This window comes from Clostridium felsineum DSM 794, assembly GCF_002006355.2.
Taxonomy (GTDB): domain Bacteria; phylum Bacillota; class Clostridia; order Clostridiales; family Clostridiaceae; genus Clostridium_S; species Clostridium_S felsineum.
Genome location: NZ_CP096980.1, coordinates 1,821,841 through 1,840,826, shown reverse-complemented (window position 1 = coordinate 1,840,826; position 18,986 = coordinate 1,821,841). Strand labels below are relative to the sequence as shown.

Annotated in this window: 15 protein-coding genes; 1 reads left to right on the top strand and 14 read right to left on the bottom strand. The window is 30.6% G+C overall.

Annotation, left to right across the window (positions count from 1 at the left end; all coding sequences use genetic code 11):
- Nucleotides 1-74: 74 nt before the first annotated feature.
- The 5 genes from yicI to CLFE_RS08580 all read right to left on the bottom strand — a co-directional run bounded on the left by yicI (nucleotide 75) and on the right by CLFE_RS08580 (nucleotide 8,367).
- Complete coding sequence (gene yicI, locus CLFE_RS08600; protein WP_077893716.1) at nucleotides 75-2,381, bottom strand: alpha-xylosidase; 2,307 nt, start codon at nucleotides 2,379-2,381, stop codon at nucleotides 75-77.
- Nucleotides 2,368-3,807 (bottom strand): glycoside hydrolase family 1 protein, encoded by a 1,440-nt coding sequence (locus tag CLFE_RS08595; protein WP_077893715.1) that lies wholly within the window; start codon nucleotides 3,805-3,807, stop codon nucleotides 2,368-2,370. The genes yicI and CLFE_RS08595 overlap by 14 nt, the downstream gene beginning before the upstream one ends.
- 12 nt (nucleotides 3,808-3,819) lie before the next feature.
- Complete coding sequence (locus CLFE_RS08590) at nucleotides 3,820-4,500, bottom strand: DUF624 domain-containing protein (protein WP_077833373.1); 681 nt, start codon at nucleotides 4,498-4,500, stop codon at nucleotides 3,820-3,822.
- A 1-nt stretch (nucleotide 4,501) separates the two neighbouring features.
- Entirely contained in the window at nucleotides 4,502-6,787 is a 2,286-nt protein-coding gene (locus tag CLFE_RS08585; RefSeq protein ID WP_077893714.1) for a glycoside hydrolase family 95 protein, read from the bottom strand.
- 62 nt (nucleotides 6,788-6,849) lie between these two features.
- Nucleotides 6,850-8,367 (bottom strand): ABC transporter substrate-binding protein, encoded by a 1,518-nt coding sequence (locus CLFE_RS08580; protein WP_077893713.1) that lies wholly within the window; start codon nucleotides 8,365-8,367, stop codon nucleotides 6,850-6,852.
- Between the two features lie 648 nt (nucleotides 8,368-9,015).
- On the opposite strand from CLFE_RS08580, the gene CLFE_RS08575 reads away from it, so the two are divergent.
- The gene (locus tag CLFE_RS08575; RefSeq protein ID WP_077893712.1) at nucleotides 9,016-9,831 is read left to right on the top strand and encodes a right-handed parallel beta-helix repeat-containing protein; all 816 of its coding nucleotides are present in this window, start codon (nucleotides 9,016-9,018) and stop codon (nucleotides 9,829-9,831) included.
- A 146-nt stretch (nucleotides 9,832-9,977) separates the two neighbouring features.
- Here the strand turns inward: CLFE_RS08575 and CLFE_RS08570 are convergent, their stop codons facing one another.
- From CLFE_RS08570 to CLFE_RS08530, 9 genes are all read right to left on the bottom strand, one after another.
- The gene (locus tag CLFE_RS08570; protein ID WP_077833369.1) at nucleotides 9,978-10,616 is read right to left on the bottom strand and encodes a metal-dependent hydrolase; all 639 of its coding nucleotides are present in this window, start codon (nucleotides 10,614-10,616) and stop codon (nucleotides 9,978-9,980) included.
- A gap of 167 nt (nucleotides 10,617-10,783) precedes the next feature.
- A complete protein-coding gene (locus tag CLFE_RS08565) occupies nucleotides 10,784-11,371 on the bottom strand; it encodes an ATP-dependent Clp protease proteolytic subunit (protein ID WP_077893711.1) in 588 nt (195 codons plus the stop codon).
- A 181-nt stretch (nucleotides 11,372-11,552) separates the two neighbouring features.
- A complete protein-coding gene (locus tag CLFE_RS08560) occupies nucleotides 11,553-12,842 on the bottom strand; it encodes a glycoside hydrolase family 140 protein (RefSeq protein WP_077893710.1) in 1,290 nt (429 codons plus the stop codon).
- Nucleotides 12,843-12,900: 58 nt separating this feature from the next.
- Nucleotides 12,901-14,748 (bottom strand): beta-glucoside-specific PTS transporter subunit IIABC, encoded by a 1,848-nt coding sequence (locus tag CLFE_RS08555; protein ID WP_077850897.1) that lies wholly within the window; start codon nucleotides 14,746-14,748, stop codon nucleotides 12,901-12,903.
- Between the two features lie 367 nt (nucleotides 14,749-15,115).
- The gene (locus CLFE_RS08550; RefSeq protein ID WP_077893709.1) at nucleotides 15,116-15,475 is read right to left on the bottom strand and encodes a DUF1634 domain-containing protein; all 360 of its coding nucleotides are present in this window, start codon (nucleotides 15,473-15,475) and stop codon (nucleotides 15,116-15,118) included.
- Nucleotides 15,475-16,311, bottom strand: a complete 837-nt coding sequence (locus CLFE_RS08545) for a sulfite exporter TauE/SafE family protein (RefSeq protein WP_077893708.1) — start codon at nucleotides 16,309-16,311, stop codon at nucleotides 15,475-15,477. The genes CLFE_RS08550 and CLFE_RS08545 overlap by 1 nt, the downstream gene beginning before the upstream one ends.
- A gap of 12 nt (nucleotides 16,312-16,323) precedes the next feature.
- A complete protein-coding gene (locus tag CLFE_RS08540) occupies nucleotides 16,324-17,499 on the bottom strand; it encodes an ROK family transcriptional regulator (RefSeq protein ID WP_077893707.1) in 1,176 nt (391 codons plus the stop codon).
- A gap of 227 nt (nucleotides 17,500-17,726) precedes the next feature.
- Nucleotides 17,727-17,939: a tetratricopeptide repeat protein gene (locus CLFE_RS08535; RefSeq protein ID WP_139355994.1), complete on the bottom strand. Its 213-nt coding sequence runs from the start codon at nucleotides 17,937-17,939 to the stop codon at nucleotides 17,727-17,729.
- 298 nt (nucleotides 17,940-18,237) lie between these two features.
- The gene (locus CLFE_RS08530) at nucleotides 18,238-18,948 is read right to left on the bottom strand and encodes a HEAT repeat domain-containing protein (protein WP_242951639.1); all 711 of its coding nucleotides are present in this window, start codon (nucleotides 18,946-18,948) and stop codon (nucleotides 18,238-18,240) included.
- Nucleotides 18,949-18,986: the final 38 nt, after the last annotated feature.

The following is an 18,986-nucleotide window of genomic DNA, read 5'->3' as shown; positions in this document are numbered from 1 at the left end:
CCCTTCCTTCTTTTAAGCAAATCTATATATATGTAAGATTTATTTCTACATATATATAGATTTAGTCTGGATTTTTAAAGCTTAACTTTAAGTTCATTACCACTTAAAGTTATTTTTATGCCTTCTTCTGTACTTATACACTTTCCTGTAGATACACTTTCTACATTATTAACATTTCTCAAAAGCACACTGTACTCCCCATCAATTCCATTAACTTCAAATGATATTTGATTTTCTCTTTTTTCTGCTTTTATTGAAGCTTTTTTAACGCCTGAAGCATCATATATTGAAGTTTTTGCTAATTTTCCTTCCTGAAGCTGAAATATATTAAATGTAGGATTTTCTGTATAATCATACTCTGCTTTTTTATCTGTATTTCCAAAAGTAATTATAGAATTTTCTCTAGCCAAAAGCGGAAGTGTCATATAATCGTACTTTTCGTCATACCACTTTTCACCTTCTAGTACATCACCTGTAAGTATATTAGTCCACTTTCCTTTAGGAAGATAATATTTAACTGTACCTTTATCATTAAATATTGGAACTACAAGTAGATCTCCTCCAAGCATATATTGTCTATCCAAGTATCCACAGGTTTCATCCTCTGTGAATTCTAATACCATAGCCCTTACCATTGGTACTCCTGTTTCAGCCGTTTCACATGCATTTTTATATAAATATGGCATTAAACTGCACTTTAATTTTGTGAATTTCCTTGTAACCTCCACAGCTTCATCATCATGTATCCAAGGAACTTTATACTCACCGCTGCCATGATACCTGCTGTGTGTGGAAAGAAGACCAAATTGTGTCCACCTCTTATATAAATCTGCTGTAGTACCGTTTTCAAATCCACCAATATCATGACTCCAAAAACCGAAACCACTCAAAGTAAAGGATAAACCTCCCCTTAATGATTCTGCCATAGAATTATAGTTTGAAGTACAATCTCCTCCCCAATGAACTGGGAATTTCTGTCCTCCTACTGTTGCTGATCTAGCAAATAAAACGGCTTCCTTTTCTCCTTTTCTTCTTTTTAATAAATCAAAAACAGCTTTGTTATATAAATAAGTATAATAATTGTGCATTTTATTAGGATCAGATCCATCATAATAGACAACATCTGTTGGAATTCTTTCACCAAAGTCTGTTTTAAAAGCATCTACCCCCATATTCACTAATTTCTCTAATTTACTTTGAAACCATGCTGTAGCATCTGGATTAGTAAAGTCCACAATTGCCAGTCCTGCCTGCCACATATCCCACTGCCAGACAGCACCATTTTCTCTCTTTAACAAATATCCTTTTTCCAATGCCTCTTCAAATAAAGGAGATTTTTGACCTATATATGGATTTATCCAAACACAGGTTTTGACACCCGTACTTTTTATTTTTTCAAGCATTTTTACAGGATTCTTGAAGAGTCTTTCATCCCATTTAAAATTACACCATTCAAATTCCTTCATCCAAAAACAATCAAAATGGAATACATCAAGTGGAATATCTCTTTCTTTCATTCCTTCAATAAAACTTAATACTGTTTCTTCATCATAATCCGTTAAAAATGAAGTAGATAACCATAAACCAAAACTCCAAGCTGGTGGAAGTGCAGGTTTACCTGTTAATGTTGTATATCTTTTTATTACATCCTTTAATTGAGGTCCATTAATTATAAAATACTCTAAGTATTCCCCTTCAACTGCAAATTGTACTCTTGACACCTTTTCTGAAGCCACTTCAAAGGAAACCTTTTCTGGATGATTTACAAATACTCCATAGCCTTTATTACTTATATAAAATGGTATATTTTTATAAGATTGTTCACTTCCTGTTCCACCATCTTCATTCCATATATCAACTGTTTGTCCGTTCTTCACAAAAGGAGTAAACCTTTCTCCTAAACCATATATTAACTCTCCAACATCTATGCCTAATTCTTCCTTAACATAGCTTTTTTTCTTTCCTTCTGTTACATATCCTATGCCATTAGGGAAACTTTCTGTAATTACCTTTCCCTCATTTTCAAAACTTATTTTCCAATCCTTTTTACTAATTTTTGCTGACAAACTTCCTGATTTCACTTCTAAGGTATTGTTAGTATCTTCACAGCTCAAATTCAATTTTTCATCTCTTATTTCAAAATTTGGTCCTTTATTTAACCCAATATGATGATATATCCTAACTCTTAAAACATCCTCTATTGGAGATGATATTTTTAAAGTAATCATTCCACCATCTAAGGTTTTTCCTCTATTTTCAATTGTTGTGCAAGGAGCATATACAGTAACTTCTTTATCTTTTATATCAATTTCATAAGCCACCTTAGGGTTTATTATTTTATAGCCTTCTTTAATTAACCAATATCCATTAGTAAACTTCATTTTTTTCACCCTCCACGATCTCACCATTTGACTTAATTACATCCTTGTACCAATAAAAACTCTTTTTCCTTATCCTTCTTAGATCCTTCTTAGAGTATTCATCCCTATTCACATAAACAAAACCATATCTTTTTTTATATCCATTCAACCAACTAAGTAAATCTGTAAAAGACCAAGGTAAATAGCCTATTAAATCAACTCCTTCGTCAATTGCCTTCTTGCAAGCTAAAATATGTTCTTTTAAATAATCTATTCTATAATCATCGTTTACAGTATCATTTTCTTCCAATACATCCACTGCGCCTATTCCATTTTCAGTTATTAAGATAGGTAGATCATACCTATTAGTTAATCTCTTTAAAGCTATCCTTAACCCATCTGGATCTATCTCCCAATTCCACTGAGTTTTTTTTAGAAATGGATTAGGAACAGATTTAAATACTTTATACTTTTCACTATTTTCAACTAAATAAGGATCCTTTTTATTTATATCTACACTAATTACATTATCATTTTCCATAGCTGTACCACCATGATAATAATTAAGCCCAATGAAATCAGGTTTTCCTTCTTTTAAAAGCTTAAGGTCCTCTTCTGTTACTTTTGGTGCTACATTTAGTTTTTTTAAACGATTTAATGTAATTGTTGGGTATTTTCCAAAACAATATACGTCAAGCCACCAATGGTTAAAATATTCCTCTGCCTCATCTGCCGCTAGAACATTTAGAGGCTTACAATCTAGAGGATATACTGGTCCCATACCAAAGCTTGGGCCTATTTTCCCATTAGGTACATATTTTCTAAATGCTTTTATTGCTTTTGCGTTTGCTAAATTAACTATGTGATTTGCTTCATAGTACCTTTTCACATCTTTAAGTCCTGGTGGATGCACAGCACATCTATAACCAAGATTTGTAAAAACATTTTGTTCATTAAAGGTCACCCAATATTTCACCTTATCCTTGAAAGCCTTAAATAAGGTTACACAATAATTTTCAAAATCATCTATTATGTCTCTAGATTCAAAACCACCATATAAGTCTTGAAGTGCTTGTGGTAAATCCCAATGATATAAAGTAACCACAGGCTCAATATTATTCTTTATAAGTTCATCTACAAGCTTTTCATAAAATTCTAAACCCTTTTTATTTAATTTTCCTCTTCCTTCAGGGTATATCCTTGACCAAGCTACTGAAAATCTATAGGCTTTAAGTCCCAATTCTGACATTAACTGGACATCTTCCTTAAATCTATGATAATGATCTACTGCTACGTCTCCATTTGTCCCCTCAAAGGTTTTTCCAGGAATTTTAGAAAAGTTATCCCACACCGATTTTCCCTTACCATCTTCATTCCAAGCTCCTTCAACCTGATAAGCAGCTGAAGACGCCCCCCATAAAAAGCTCTTTGAAAATTTATTTAACATAACACACCTTCCCTACTTATTTTTATAGTATTTTTCTTCAATTTCTATAAGTGAATTTTTCAAAAGAAATACAACTGCATAAACAGCACCCGTACTTAGTATTATAAAGAATGCATTTACATAGGTTACTATATATCCTAAAACAATTACTAATGCCGAGGAAAGCATTATATTCTTAAAATTCTTCACAGAATAAAATATAGATAATTTAATAGCCTGCTTAGCTTTTATATAAAATCTTGATACAACTAGAAATAGCATTATTGAGAAAAATATTACTATAACCTCTGCAATTAAAAATATTATTGATACTGCCTTAATGTTATAGCCTATTAATCTAGCTATGTTTAACCTATCAAAATTCAGCATATACATTATTACTGCAACTACTGCAAAATAATATATACCTTCAAAAAAGTTTTCTTTATAGCTTTTAAAAAATTTGCCTGCCACCTTATGAAACTCTCCATTTACAACTGCGTTTACCATTACTGATATAACCGCTAAAAGTGCTGGTCCAATTAATATAGCTGACACATACACTCCTAACAAAAAACTACCAGTAACATAATTCATATACAAAAACATTATAAATGGTATATTAACTATAATAAAAAGCAGGCTACTTATAAAAAACAAATATATGTGATCAAAAACTGTATATAATTTAAGTTCATAAAATGGCTTTATCATATTACTGCTCCTTACTTATTAAAATGTATTTTTCCATTGGTTTAGTTTCAAACTGAATTATTAAAGAATCCCTTATCTTTTCTTCTTTGATTTTAGTATCTTCGTGTCTTATTACAACATTTAAATTTGAAGAAATTCTGCACAGAGAACCAACTTTAGATTCTATAGTAGCTTTATAAAATTTTCCGTTTTTCCACTCCATATCTACTTCAAAGCCACCTCTTGCACATAGCCCTTTTACACTACCTTCTTTCCAAGCTTTAGGAAGAGCTGGTAAAAAGTCAATAAAACCTTGATGACTTTGAAGGAGCATTTCTGCAATACCTGCAGTTCCTCCAAAATTTCCATCTATTTGAAATGGAGGATGATTATCAAACAAATTTGGCAAAGTAGAATTACTAAGCAGTGCCAAAACATTTTTATAAGCAAGTTCTCCATCTAAAAGCCTTGCCCACATGTTTATTATCCATGCTCTACTCCAGCCTGTATGTCCTCCACCATATTTAAGTCTTCTTTCTAAAGTTTTTCTTGCAGCCTTTGCAAGCTTTGGTGTATTTTTAACCGTAATTTGATTTGATGGATATAATGCAAAAAGTTGCGATATATGCCTATGTCCCGGTTCCACCTCATCATAATCTTCAGCCCATTCTTGAATTTGACCATATTTACCTACTGCAATCTTAGGAAGTCTGCTTCTCATTTCCTTAAGCTTTTCAGAAAATTCTTTATCTACACTAAGTATTTCAGTTGATCTTATACAAGCAGTAAAAAGTGCATAAATAATCTGGCTATCCATAGATGGGCCAATGCAAAGACTTCCCGTTTCACCATTTGGCAGTTTGTAAGTATTTTCAGGTGAAATTGATGGACATGTAACTAAATTTCCATTTTTATCTTGAATTAGAAAGTCCACAAAAAACATTGCTGCTTCCTTCAAAGTTTCATAACTACTTTTTAGAAATTCTTTATCTCTATTAAAATCATAATGTTCCCATAAGTGAAGACATAGCCAAGCTGCTCCCATTGGCCACAAGGAAGCCGTCATACAGTTATCCTGTACTGATGTATCTCCCCACAAATCTGTATTATGGTGTGCCATAAAGCCCCTACAACCATACATGCTTTTAGCTGTTTCTCTTCCACTTTTTCTCATACGCTCAATGTGTTTAAATAAAGCTTTATGACAGCTAGCTAAGTTACAGGTTTCACTTGGCCAATAATTCATTTCCGTATTAATATTAATTGTGAATCTGCCACCCCAAGCACTTAGCATGTCTTTATTCCATATTCCTTGTAAATTTGCAGGCAAGCTGTCTTCTCTACTACTGCTTATTAATAAATATCTACCATATTGAAAGTATAAATTTATAAGTCCATTATCTTCTTTGCCCTTCTTAATTCTTTCAAGTCTTTCATCTGTAGGTAATTCATCATGTCCTTCATTCTTTATGTCAATAGATACTTTACTAAATATTTTTCTATAATCATCTATATGTGCCTTTTTCAAATCTTCGTAAGATATGTTTGATGCTTTTTTTATATTTTGAAAACACCAATTTTCCGGATTATCCCCCCAATAGTTAGTCCTAGCATTTAATAATACAATGGCTTCATCTGCATCTTCTACAATAAGGTTGTTACCAATTGTATAAACTTTTCCACCCTTTGACGATGCTTTTACTAAAGAACAAAATTCAATTCCTCTGTCGCTTCCACTCTTTCCCTTTAATTCAACTGTATCTTCCTCTTTAGCAAATAAATAATCATAGTATCTTTCTCTCGTTAATTTTAGACGAAATGAAATACTTCCTTTTTTATCAGAACTAAGCTTCATCACCATAACTTTATGAACTGCACTAATAAATAATTCCCTTTTGTAGACAACATCCTCTATTTTATAACTTACCTTTGCAATTGCATTGTCTAAATCTAATTCTCTTTTATAATTTTTTATTTCTTTATCATGATTTTCAAACTTTATAAATATATCACCCAAAGGCTCATAATGCCTTTCATCCTCCGGTGTTGCGAACATGGCAAGTTCTGTAAGACATTGTGCCTTTTTTATTTGTCCTTCAAATAATAGTTCTCTTACCTTAGGTAAATATTTATACGCATCTTTATTATTTCTATTCCTTGGTCCTCCATCCCATACTGTTTCTTCATTCAATTGTATATGTTCTCTTTTAGTTCCTCCAAATACCATTGCTCCTAAGCTGCCATTTCCTATTGGAAGAGCCTCATTCCAGTCATCTTCTTTTGCAGGATTTTTGTACCATAACTCCATAATTTCCTCCTAAATTTAAATATATGGATGTACTTATGCATAAATACATCCATAATATTTAATTACTTAGCTGCTTTTTTAGAAAATTCCTTTAATTGCCTGTCAACTTCTGCTTGAACTTTATCTAGTCCAGCATCTTTAAGCTTTTGAACAGCAGCTTTAAGGTCACTCTCAGGATTTTGTGATATACCTACCTGAATTGGTTGAATATATTGAATTCGTACCTGTTCCATGTTTGCAATTTCAGTTTGAACTTTGCTTGTATCAAAATAGAAACCATTAAGAGGATTGTCTTTAGAAATCTTAGCAAGACTTTGATTTATTGGCTCTGATTTTGACCACTCATTCGTACCTCTTCTATCAAACTTAGCATCTCCCCAGCATGGTGTTAAAGAAAATACATTATCATCAGATACTTTACTTACATCAACTTTGCCCTGAGATGTCAAACTATAATTTGTATCTTTTATACCATAGGACATCAAATCAAAATAATTTCTATCCGTTCTTATCTTATTTAAAAATTCCAAGGCTAAATCTGGATGTTTTGAGTTTCTTGTAATAGATTCAAGTGTATGTCCAGTTCTAGTATTATAAACATTTTTATCTGTAAATAACCAGAAACCTAATTCCCAATTTGGATGAATTTTTTCTATTTTATATCCAAGATCTCTTGATTTAACAAAGTATGATATAAAATCAGCTGGTAGACTTCCTGCTCTCATCATATCTTCTGGTTGATCCTTGGTTGAAAGTATATTTTTATTAACAAGACCTTCATCGTACCATTTCTTCATTGTTTTAACTAAATCCTTATATCCAGGTGTATCATAAACTAAAACGCTTTTTGATGTATTCTTTGGATCTACAAGCAATCCATATTGTGATATACTACTTGTGCAAGTTCCATCGCTATCAATAGTTGTTAATCCTGTGGCCGCTTGTTCATAATTAGCAACAAAATCTTGTTGATCAAGCATGTAGGGCATACTAGTTTCATTCTTCTTTAAGGTAAGTAAATAATTTTCTAAAGAATTCATATCTTTAATTTCTGGTAAATTATATTTTTTTCTAAGATCTTCTCTATATTGAATTCCAAGTGCATTTCCATATCCAATTGAATCCTGCGGTACTCCATATATTTTTCCATCTATCTTAGCTCCGCTCCAGGCATTTTTAGATATTTTCTTGTACATATCCGGTGCATCTTTTTTAACCAAGTCACTTATATCTAAGAATGCATTTTTCTTAGCATAATCACTATAATTTAACCAACTACCTGATGGTATTATATCTAAATTTCCAGAAGTTAATGCAAGATTATATTTATTTTGCACATCTTGCCAAGATATATTTTGAAATCTAACCTTTATTTTTAAATCCTTTTCTGTAAGTGCATCTAGCTTTTTATAAAATTGATCTATATGTTTTGGCTGATCTCCCACTATAGCCATATTAATTTGAGTTATACCAGAAGACGAATCATCTGAAGAATCTCCTCCATTACACCCAATTAATGACATAGATAATAACATAACACACGAAATGGACATTAATATTTTAAATTTCTTTTTGAACATAAATATTCCCCCCACATAAATAATAATTCAAGAATTGAAATAAAGCATAGATGTTCTTATAGAATTCAATATTCTTTTAATTTACTGAATTACACTATTAATTTAGTTGATGCTTTAGTATATCTCCCCCTTTAATTTAAGAAATCGTATACATTTAATCGTATACATAAATGCTCTTACTATAGTTCATTCCTTTTAAAAAATTAATAGTAACCATTTAAATCACTCTTATAAAAAAATTATTCATATTATTATAATTTTATGCTTTATAATCCTCCTATTCAATTATATTGTCTATATTATATATATTACCATATACCCACTATGTTTTTAAAGTATTTTTATAAAGTTAGTTTAAAAACTTTTGATTTAATTCTTCAAGAGTACTTAACTTGAGTAATCTTATTGATTTTACTTTTTTATTAATTTTATATATTTTTTACAATAAAATTTTTTATTTACTTTTTTTTGATTAGAACCAGTAAAAGTACATTTAGCAGAGAATTCAAGGCATTATATTTTTTATTTTATTCTAATAAGGAAATATTACAACTTACTAACCTTTTGTTATCGTAAAAATAAATTTATACTGTAGTCATAGTAAAATTTATTTTTTACTAAATATATTATAAAAAGAAGGTATATAAAATGAACAAAAGAATTTTAGGTTTACTAACTTCAGCAATACTTGTATCCTCTTTTGCATCATACGGGGTTCAAGCAAAAACAGTAAAAGGCGGAGGAGATATAGCATCTAAATTAGAAGCTGGTGGAGTTATTCCAGCTGGACATTACACTTTAAATAGAGGTGTAAAAGTTACTAAACCTGTAACTGCTACTGGTGTTGTTATTGATGCCTCAGCTTGTCCTAAAGGTACCATTGCAATTACCGCTAGCGCTAACATAACTGGTATCACTATAAACAAGCCTCAAAGACAGGGCATAAGTGTTCAAAAATGTTCTGGTGTTACAATAAAAGATTGTACAGTTACAGGTGCACAATTTGCAGGTATTGAAGCTAAAGATAATGTTTCTAACGTAACCTTCGATAATTGTAAATCAAACTATAATTTCGATAATACTAACGGCGGAGAAGATGCAGATGGATTCGGAATAAAAAACGGTGCAAAAAACATAACTCTTAAAAACTGTACCTCTATAGGTAACAGTGATGATGGTTATGATACTTATACAGCTGGAAGCAACATAACATTTTTAGGCTGCACAGCTGAAAATAACGGTTCTGGTAAAAACGGAGATGGAAACGGTTTTAAATTAGGACCTTGTTTATACGGCAGTCAAGATGGCGGCTTAATTACAGTAAAGAATTGCAAAGCTATCAATAATAAAGGAGTAGGCTTTTTAAGAAATCATAATAAAGTAAATCCTATTCAATCAGGAAATATTGCTACTGGTAACAAAGGTGGAAACTTCAAATGGGATTATACTCCTAGATCAAAATAGTTTAACATAAACAGACCTCCATAAGGCTTAAATACTTAAAATCTTATGGAGGTTTTTTATTTATTATTAACTCTTTAATATATGTAGTAAATTATTTACAAAATAAAATTAATAGAAAAATTAAAATTTCACAGCTGTTTATTTCACTACAAGTTCTTTGTCATTACTACTATAAATAGCACAAAAGCTGCGCCGCCTATAAAGTGATCTATCATAGATCCTGTATGAACAAGTTTAAGGGCTATTTTAGTCTTAATTGGATAAAAAACTCCTATTCCACTATTTGTTAAAGTATCTGCTAACATATGTGATACAAATCCTACCGCAAAATACAAAGCAGCGTTACCCACTATTAAATAAAATCCAAGTGTGAATATAAAAAGTCCTAATATACTATGAGTAAAACTCCTATGCTTAGTGAATTTTGAAAATATAATACATACAATTAAAATAGCTAATCCAGTATTTAAAAATTCCGAATTATGCGGCATGCGATCAAATATTTTATAAACACCTATACCTTTTAAAAACAAATTAATTTTCTCAACCTGAGGACTAAAATTTGACATAAGTACATACACAGCTAGCAGAGCCACTATACCATAGGTTGTTATCTGCCTTATTCTATAGCTTATGGTACTTTTTCCGGTATCTATATCTGGCATCAATGCTCCTACTGTTCCTAACGCTAAACCAACTAATAAACCTCCAGTTGATGAATGATTCACTGAAAGAACCGCTGCCGAAGACATTAGTCCTATACTAATATGTGTTTTTCCTGTCATAATAAAATCCACCTTTCAGTTTTAAACATCATGTGTTAAGTATTTCAATATTCATATATAATACCATAAATTACGAAGTTTGCAACACTGAAAATGTAGACTTATAGCAAAACATATAAAAAACTGCATGAGAGCAATATTAGCCTACATGCAGTAATAAACTTTTATTAAATTTCATCATACTTCGAAATGATTTTATTTACTATTCCATACTCAACTGCTTCATTGGCATTTAACCAATAGTTTCTATCAGTATCATTATTAACCTTATCTAGTGATTGACCTGTTGCTTCACTGATAATTTTATTTATTCTTTCGCGCATTTTTAAAATTTGCTCTGCTTCAATACCTACATCAGAAGCTTGTCCCTGAACTCCACCTAAAGGTTGATGTATTAAGTATCTAGTATTAGGTAATGAATAACGATCCTCTTTATCTGCTGCAATGTAAATAGTAATAGCTGCACTAGCAACCCAACCTGTACCTATAACCTTAACACGTGGCTTAACAAATTTAATCATATCATGTATTGTATCTCCTGCCTCAACATGACCACCTTGACTATTTATAAATATTTTTATAGGTTCATCGCCCATTTCTTGCAAAATCAAAAGTTGTGTGCTTACTTTTTCTGCTAAAGCTTGATTAATTTCACCGGAAATAACAATAGATCTAGACTTAAATAACTCTTTTAATAATACATTAGAATTTTCTTGTTCTTTGCCTTCTTCTTTATCATTCATTATATTATACATAATATCACTCCTTATATCATTAATGAAAAAACTTACTTACATTTTCATTAAGATTATATCATTCTTTTCCTTAATATGTAAAGTTATATACATTTAATCATATTAATAAAAATAAGTGCCAACCTCAACCTACTTTTTTCATTAAACTCAAAGCAGTTATTTAGTTGACACTTAAAATTTATTATATAGTTTTTTCCTTGATAATCACAAGTGCATCTTCATCAAAACTATGCATTCCAATTACTGTTTTTCCGTCTTTAATTTCAACTTGAGGCTTTCCAAAATATCTATTACTTAAATCTATAATTTGAAACTCATAGTCATTAAAAGCTTTATTTATCACAACGGTGGTGTTTACAGGTATATATATAAGTACTATAGATAAATCGCTTTTTCCTGCTATCCTTATTTCTTCTGATTTATCGATGTACCCTTCTAAAGGTTCTATTGCACACAAATCATAATTATCAAATAACCATTTAGCAAATGAATAATCCCATGCTCCCTTAAACTTCAAAGCATCCCTCCAGTAATATGGTTTATCAAAACCTTCTCCAATACTAGAAGCAAACCCTCCTTCATTCCTATGCCAGCTCCAAATTCCATGTGCTCCATAGGTTATTCCACTGCTAGCACCCGAAAGCAGACTCTGCCATAAAGCTTTTCTAACATCAAATTGCGTAAATCTTCCATACATTTGTCTACTATAACCCATCTGTTCATAACACGGCTCCGAATTAACAATAGGCTTTTTCACCTTTTTTTTATAGAAATTTTGAGCTAACAAATAGGTCATATCTTTATGTATAGAATTATGTCCTGATTGATACATATAAAAATCTATACTTTCACTTTCTTCAAATTCTTTCGGTAAATCCATAAGTCTTCCTCTTATATGCATCGTTCTTATGCACTCTGGTGCCACTCTTTTTATTGTATCTAATGCAACTTTATAATATTCTTTTGTTTTTTCACCAGGAAAATCTGTATCTCCACTAACTATATAAATCGGATTAAATTTAGAGAATTTCTTTCCAACATATTCTACATATTTTTCAATCATATCCAAAGGTAAAATATTACTTGAATCAAATTTAACCGCCCATGTATCTGGTACGTAATTACACCAAAGTAGCACAAGTGCTGGTGTAAACCCATAGCACACAGCCATATCAAGCATTTTTTCAGCTCTATCAAAATACTCCTGATTTAACGAATAAAAGTTATTTGTACCATCTTCATTTTTGTTAAATGGAAATATATTAAGTTTTGTTTTACTTGCATCCCATTGGGCTAATGTGTTTATCTGAATAACATTAAAGCCCTGCATTTTTCTATAAATTAGGTACTCTTCCCATTCTTCTAAAGTGATATTCGTAAATGCACTCCAACAAGTATCTGCAAGGTAGAAAAAGTCACTCTTACCTTTTTTAAAATGTCTTTTATCACTAGCTACAGTAATATTATTCATTAACCCTTAACCTCCATTGCTTATTATTAAAAGTATATCTCAAATTTATAATTTCTATTTATCTTATTAAGTTCATAATATTTTCTCCGACAATAACTTTAGTTTTATTTACTGGTATAATTTCATTAAACATATCATAATTAGTTACAAGCACCGGTGTTGTAATATCAAATCCTTCTTTTTTTATTTTATCGATATCAAATTCCACAAGCAAATCTCCCTTTTTTACAGTTTGTCCACTTGATACTTTTACTTCAAAGTACTTTCCTTCTAATTCAACAGTATTAAAACCTACATGAATAAGTATTTCAGCTCCTGCTTGTGATTTTAATCCAAAGGCATGTCCTGTTGGAAAAGCTGCTTCAACACTTCCATCTACTGGTGAATATATCCTTCCTTCACTTGGTACTATAGCTAGTCCTTTTCCTAATCCACCACTTGAAAAAGCTTTATCTGATACCTCTGATAATTTAACTATTTTCCCCTGTGCTGGACTAAAAACCTCTGAATCTTCCACTGTTTCTATAGTATTCACTATGTTTTCTACTTTATTAGGCAGCATTTTATCACTAAATCCAAATAAATAAGTTACAATTGCAGAAAAAAGATACGCAAAAGCACACGCTATTAAAAATCCTACAAACCCTTTTCCTATGTACGCTGGAAGTGTTAAAATAGATGTTCCTACAAATCCTCTACATCCCGCTCCTACATAACCTGTTATAGCCCCTGCTACACCTGAACCTACACATGCAATAACAAATGGCTTTTTATACTTTAAAGTTACTCCGTAAATAGCTGGTTCTGTAATACCAAATAAACCTGTTGTTGCAGCTGATCCTGCTATAGCCTTTAATTTTGAATCTTTTGTCTTTAAAAAAACTCCAAGTGCTGCTCCTGCTTGTGCAAAATTATTAGGTCCTGTTATTGTAAAGAGTGTATCTCGTCCATAAATAGCCAGGTTATTTGTTACTATTGGCACAAATCCCCAATGCAATCCGAATATGATAAGTATTGGCCATAAAGCTCCTACAATTCCTCCACCTATAGCCGGATTTATGTTATAAAGCGTTGTATAACCAGAAGCTAATAATTTTCCTAATTTATCTCCTACTGGTCCTATTACTAAAAATGTTAATGGTACAATAACTGATAGGCAAATTGTTGGTGTAAAAAAGTTCTTACATACGTCCGGAAGCCTTTTATTCAAAAATTGCTCGAGTTTAGCTAGTACATAAGTTGATAAAATTATAGGAATAACTGTTGATGGATAACTAATCAATATAACTGGTATTCCCATGAAGGTTACACTTTTATGAGCTGCATACAAAGTTGTTATATCCGGGTATAAGAGCGCACCTGCTACTGCCACTGCTACAAATGGATTAGCCTTGAATTTTTTAGCTGCTGTATATGCTAATATTACTGGCAAATAATGAAAAACACTGTCACTTGCAGCATATAAAATTTTGTAAGTTCCACTTGTATCAACCAGCCAACCCATTGTTGTACAAAGCATTAATATGCCTTTTAAAATACCCGCTCCACACATTACAGAAAGCATTGGTGTAAATATAGAGGAAATAACATCTATGGCTGTACTTAGAATATTTGTTTTATTATCAGATATCTCTTCATTATCAGAGTTAAGTTTTACTCCTGCAACTCTTCCTATGGTATCGTATACATCAGCTACAGAATTTCCAATTACTACTTGATATTGTCCAGCGCTTTCAACTACAGTTATAACCCCTTCTAATGCTTGAAGCGCATCTTTATTAGCTTTTTGCTTATCTTTAAGTTTAAACCTTAACCTTGTTGCACAATGCACTAATGATATTACATTATCCTTACCACCAACGTTCTCCACAATATTTTTTGCAAGACTATCATAATTTTTCGCCATTACAATATCCTCCTCGATATACTTATTTCAATATAAATTTAACTATATTATTGAAAATGTTTTCACCCGGGTATACCACAATTATATATTCGCGTACTAAATAAGTCAACATATATTTAGTATTTTTTTAGTTAAATATTTTGTATTGTTTTTAATTGATGTTTCTCAAGTCTACCATTATATTGCACGTTTACGGTTTTTAAATCTTTTAGCGTTTTCACGCAATCATTATAAAACAACTTTCATCAGTAACTTATTTAGATAAATATTTAGCTAAACTTTAATTTTTCAACTTATATTTTAGTTTTTTATTCAAAAAACAGCACAGTACATTGAATTTCATTTCAACATACTGTGCCAAGCTTTTTTATTCTACTTTACCAAGCACAAAACTTATAATCAATATTATAAAAACAAACGAAGTAATTTTCACATATAAATAATCTTTTTCTTTCATAAATACAATAATCGAAACCCCCACACGAAGTACAGGAGTTATTATTAAAATTAGAAGGCCAGTTAATATTATCGCATAAGACTTAAGCTCAAAAGCTCCCTCTAAAATTTTAATCGGACTTGTTGGATATACGTTCCCTCTATATCCACTACTACCTGTTACAACTAGCATTATAAAACCAACAAACGTTATCAAAGCACTTACTAGAACACCTATCATTAAAAACTTACTTATAATAAGCTCCATTTCTTCAATCTCATTATGTTTCATTATTTAGCACCAAATCCTTTCACAATCATTTCTACGGAAACATACACAAGAATAGGTATAAATAATTTTCTTATGGTTTTACTCTTCAAATTTTGCATAACTCTAGTACCTATGGTAGCTCCAACTAAAACACCAAGAGCTACTGGTGCAGAAATCTTCGGATCTATATCACCTCTAAGAAAATACACTCCTGCACTTGCTGCAGCAGTTACTCCTATCATAAAATTGCTAGTTGCACTTGATACCTTAAGAGGAAGCTTCATAAATAAATCCATTGCCATAACCTTAAATATTCCACTCCCTATTCCTAAAAGCCCTGATATAACTCCAGCTACATACATCATTCCCATTCCACTATAAACACCAGTTACATTATACTCAACCTGTCTTTTTAGAATCTTATCATAATATTCGCCATTCAAATTAAGCTTTTTAGCCAAAGGATGAGCCTCTACATTTTTAGGAAGTTCACCTTTTCCTTTTTTAACCATGGCTATTGCAGAATACAATAATAAAATTCCAAATATAAAATAGAGATATTTAGTATTAATTATTCCACTCAAAAACGCTCCTGAGATAGCTCCAGTTGTAGTCGCTATCTCAAGGAACATTCCTATTCTCATATTGGTAATTTTGTCTTTTATATAAGCTATAGCTGACCCACTTGAAGTTGCTATTACCGATACTATACTTGCTCCTATAGCATATTTTATATCTATTCCAAAAAATAAAGTTAAAACAGGAGTTATTATAATTCCTCCTCCCAGCCCAAGTATCGAACCAAGTAACCCTGCAATAATTGATATAATAAATATTTTTAAAGCTAAAATAATCAATATATTTTCCTCCTAATAACTGCTTCTTTTAAAATAATTTTCTATTACCATTAAAGCTGCTCCAATTGCTATAGCGTCTTCTTTAAATTCTCCTCCCTTACTAAATACCACTTTATTATTTAAATAATTATTTTTATTAAATGTATCTATACATATGTCATAGTAAAATTTATAATTATTAATTAAAGGTCCGCATAAAATTACTAATTCAGGATTTAATAATTTAATCAAATTAGAAAGTCCTATTCCTAAAGTTTTAGCGCCTTTATTAATGACCTCTTTAGCTAAATCACACTCTTTAACTTTTAAATTTAATAGTGCGTTATAATCCTCTTCTTTTATTTTTTCAATGCTTGATTTAAGATTAAACCTTTTAATTATAGCTTTTATAGATGAGTAGCTTTCTATACATCCTTTGCTTCCACAAGTACATTTTTCCCCATTTAAATCTACAATCATATGTGCAAAAGCATCTTCTGAGTCATTTATGGTTCTTATAACAATTCCATCAGTTATAACAGCTGATCTAATCCCAACTCCACAATGTATGTACACAATACTTTTAAAACTTTTACCAGAACCGAATAAATATTCAGCTAACGCTGCGGTATTTGCTCCATTATCTATAAAACATGAGATAGAAGTATCTTTCTCAACCATATCCTTTAAATTTACATCCTTCCAACTTTCATTAAAGAAATTTTTAGGCTTCACCATAATACCTTTTTTTCTATTAAGAGGACCTACTGTCCCTACTCCTATACCAATCACTTCACTTTTGTCTATTGATAATTCCTTTAACCTCTTTATTATTAAATTTACAATCTTTTTTACTGTCTTTTGGGGAGAAAAGCTCTCATCCATATAGAATTTTTCTTTTGCTAAAACAGTCATTTTAAGATTCATTATAACTATGCTTACGTAAGTTCTTGATATATCAACGCCTACAACATATATACCCTTTTGAGTGGTGCTATACTCTACAGCTCTTCTCCCACCAGTTGATTCGGACACACCAATCTCAACTATTAATTTTTTATCTATAAGACTTTTCATAGCTCTATTTAAAGTTGTAAGTGGCATTGCTATTAAAGACTGCAAACCTTTTTTAGTAATCATATCCTTCTTATGTATTATATTTAATAACTCTAACTCTCTATCTGATAAATCTTCAAAAATATCTTTCATGTAAAACTCAAACTCCTTTCAATGCTCCTTTTATATTATATACCTTTTAACCATTTTGGCAATAAGTTTCAAAATTATCACTCACCAAAACAAAAAGGTAGTCTAATTTTCAAACTAAATTTAGACTACCTTTTGTTTCATATATAAAATTATATCCTTAATTTCAAAATTTATATTATCGTATAATTATAGGCTAGCTTACCAAAGTAACTATGATATTTTATTAGTTATTTACTCTTAAAACGTATTTTCTTCAAAAATTTATTTGCCATACTGTTTAACGGATCATCTTTTAGCACTTCCTTAAATCGATTTTCCGCACAACTTAAATTACCAAGCCTATAATAACATTCTCCAATATTTAATATGTTTTCAATATCTTTAGAGTTAATTTTATATAATTCTAATGATGTATATAAAGATTGCATATATCGTCCCATATGTAGAAGCGTTATAGCTTTATTAAACAACGCATCCTCGCAATCATTATCTTCTTCATAACAAATATCAAATTCCCAAATTGCCTGCTTGTACCTATTAGTTCTAAAATAACAAAAAAAAGATATACCTATCTGATAAAATTAAATTGCCAGTATTTTTACACTTCAAAATTAGTTTATACTCTCCAGTTTTTTTATCAACTCTATTTATTCCGTTTTCACTACAATATTTCATTGTGGAATTCTATATAAATTAGTCGTAATATATAATAAATTTCATAAAAAAACGTGTATAGTTTCACACACGTTCTTTAACATTATTTATTTCACTAAGTAATTCTTCTATACCACCTTTTACCGCAAAAGATTTTTCTATTTTCAATCTTTCAGCTAATGCTTTTTCTATTATTCTGTAATTTCCTTTTGAAGCTATTTCACTTAGTATATTTACAACAGCGCACCTGTTTCTATAATATCTATTTCCTAATTCCTGTACTAGCATATCCAGGTATACTTTGTCTCCCAACATATACAAAGCTTTATATATATTAATCCTAACCCATTGAGTCTCTTGTTTTTTTAATACTTGTTTAAAAAACTCAATATGTTCACCTAAATTACTATCTTGTCTAGTAAAAATATCAACTAAAGATAATATAGCATATCCTTTAACTAAATTACTTTTATCTTTTAATAGCTTATCTTTTAGATGATATATAACATCTTTCGAAAAGCTTGTACAAAGAGAATCACATGCATTAACTCTTACTAATTCTTCTTTATCTTTTAGAAGCTTTATTAATATATTATCCCCTTCTACATCATTTGATAGGACTAATATTTCTGCAACTTTTACTCTTACTTCATATTCATCATCTTCAGAAAGATACTCTAGAAATTTATATATCTTTGGCGTAAAATGTATGGAACCTTCTAACTGTTCAATCATATCTATTTTCTCAAATGAACTTTTTCCTTCCAGCTTAATTTCTAAATCTTTATTCTCCAAAATATCACCTTCTTAATCCATCTATTATCCTATCGATT

Bases quoted from the DNA above. Each gene is read 5' to 3' on its own strand.
- CLFE_RS08555 (WP_077850897.1), bottom strand. From the start codon at position 14,748: ATGGCGAAAAATTATGATAGTCTTGCAAAAAATATTGTGGAGAACGTT.
- CLFE_RS08550 (WP_077893709.1), bottom strand. From the start codon at position 15,475: ATGAAACATAATGAGATTGAAGAAATGGAGCTTATTATAAGTAAGTTT.
- CLFE_RS08565 (WP_077893711.1), bottom strand. From the start codon at position 11,371: ATGTATAATATAATGAATGATAAAGAAGAAGGCAAAGAACAAGAAAAT.
- CLFE_RS08585 (WP_077893714.1), bottom strand. From the start codon at position 6,787: ATGGAGTTATGGTACAAAAATCCTGCAAAAGAAGATGACTGGAATGAG.
- CLFE_RS08580 (WP_077893713.1), bottom strand. From the start codon at position 8,367: ATGTTCAAAAAGAAATTTAAAATATTAATGTCCATTTCGTGTGTTATG.
- CLFE_RS08575 (WP_077893712.1), top strand. From the start codon at position 9,016: ATGAACAAAAGAATTTTAGGTTTACTAACTTCAGCAATACTTGTATCC.
- CLFE_RS08570 (WP_077833369.1), bottom strand. From the start codon at position 10,616: ATGACAGGAAAAACACATATTAGTATAGGACTAATGTCTTCGGCAGCG.
- CLFE_RS08560 (WP_077893710.1), bottom strand. From the start codon at position 12,842: ATGAATAATATTACTGTAGCTAGTGATAAAAGACATTTTAAAAAAGGT.
- CLFE_RS08535 (WP_139355994.1), bottom strand. From the start codon at position 17,939: ATGGGACGATATATGCAATCTTTATATACATCATTAGAATTATATAAA.
- CLFE_RS08590 (WP_077833373.1), bottom strand. From the start codon at position 4,500: ATGATAAAGCCATTTTATGAACTTAAATTATATACAGTTTTTGATCAC.
- CLFE_RS08540 (WP_077893707.1), bottom strand. From the start codon at position 17,499: ATGAAAGATATTTTTGAAGATTTATCAGATAGAGAGTTAGAGTTATTA.
- yicI (WP_077893716.1), bottom strand. From the start codon at position 2,381: ATGAAGTTTACTAATGGATATTGGTTAATTAAAGAAGGCTATAAAATA.
- CLFE_RS08595 (WP_077893715.1), bottom strand. From the start codon at position 3,807: ATGTTAAATAAATTTTCAAAGAGCTTTTTATGGGGGGCGTCTTCAGCT.